The 1271-nt window shown below is 62.6% G+C and carries 1 protein-coding gene and 1 pseudogene; both read left to right on the top strand.

From position 1 onward, the window contains the following. Positions 1-63 precede the first annotated feature (63 nt). Positions 64-216, top strand: a pseudogene (locus tag IT775_RS21380) (transposase); the annotation flags it as partial. Further along, positions 144-1253 carry an IS3 family transposase gene (locus IT775_RS21135; protein ID WP_343231178.1) on the top strand — a complete coding sequence of 370 codons (1110 nt, stop codon included), beginning with the start codon at positions 144-146 and terminating at the stop codon, positions 1251-1253. The pseudogene IT775_RS21380 and the gene IT775_RS21135, both read left to right, overlap by 73 nt. Positions 1254-1271 lie beyond the last annotated feature (18 nt).

Here is a 1271-nt window from a genome sequence, read left to right as displayed (position 1 = left end):
TGACCTGCCACGGGATTTTTCCACCATTTGGAACTAGAGTCCGCCCCAACATGAGGACGGACAATGAAACGAACGAGATACAGTGAAGAGCAGATCATCGGCATCCTGACGGAGCATGAGGTGGGCGCGAAGTGCGCCGATCTGTGCCGCAAGCATGGGATGTCGGAGGGCACCTTCTATGCCTGGAAAGCCAAGTATGGCGGCATGACGGTTTCCGACGCCAAACGCCTCAAAGCGCTGGAAGACGAGAACGCCAAGCTGAAGAAGCTGCTGGCCGAGCAAATGCTCGACGCGGCGGCGATGAAGGAGCTCTTGTCAAAAAAGTGGTGAGGCCCGCGGTGAAGCGTGCCGCCGTCGCGCATCTGCGGGCCAAGATGGGCCTGTCGGAACGGCGGGCCTGCAAGATTGTCGGTGCGGATCGCAAGATGATCCGCTACCGGTCTGCCAGGCCGGCAGAGACGAAGCTGCGCCAGCGGTTGCGCGAGCTGGCCAATGAGCGGCGCCGGTTCGGATACCGGCGGCTGTTCGTGCTGCTGCGCCGGGAGGGCGAGCCATCAGGGATCAATCGTGTCTACCGGCTCTACCGCGAGGAAGGGCTGGCGGTGCGCAAACGCCGGGCCAGGCGCAAAGCCATTGGCAGCCGGGCACCGATCCTGGTCGAGGCGCAGCCCAATGCCCGCTGGTCTCTGGACTTCGTGCATGATCAGCTTGCCTGTGGCCGGCGCTTCCGGATCCTGAACGTGGTCGATGACGTGACGAGGGAATGCCTGGCGGCGATCCCGGACACATCGATTTCGGGGCGGCGTGTCGCGCGGGAACTGGCAGCCCTGATCGAACGGCGCGGAAAGCCCGGCATGATCGTCTCGGACAACGGCACCGAACTTACCAGTAACGCGATCTTAACCTTTGCCGCCGAGCAAGGCATCGAATGGCATTACATCGCGCCCGGCAAACCGATGCAGAACGGCTTCGTGGAAAGCTTCAACGGCCGCATGCGCGACGAACTCCTCAACGAGACCATGTTCCGCAACATGGCCCATGCCCGCGCCGTGATCCGGGTATGGGCGGCAGATTACAACGAGGAGCGACCCCATTCGGCGCTTGGCTATCAGACGCCCAAGGCGTTCGCCGAGCGCCTGTTCACCGCAACCGACAGCCACGCTGCGCGATCTGAAAGCTCCGCGCGGCTGTCGGTTGCTCCACCTGCGCCAATCGGCGTATCAATCCAAAGGGCTCCGGTTCCGACTGGTTGAAAGTTCAGTGGCAGGTCA

Source organism: Thalassovita aquimarina (genome assembly GCF_018219815.1).
GTDB lineage: Bacteria > Pseudomonadota > Alphaproteobacteria > Rhodobacterales > Rhodobacteraceae > Thalassobius > Thalassobius aquimarinus.
The sequence above is the reverse complement of the archived record's forward strand: the minus strand, read 5'-3'. Positions and strand labels throughout refer to the sequence as shown.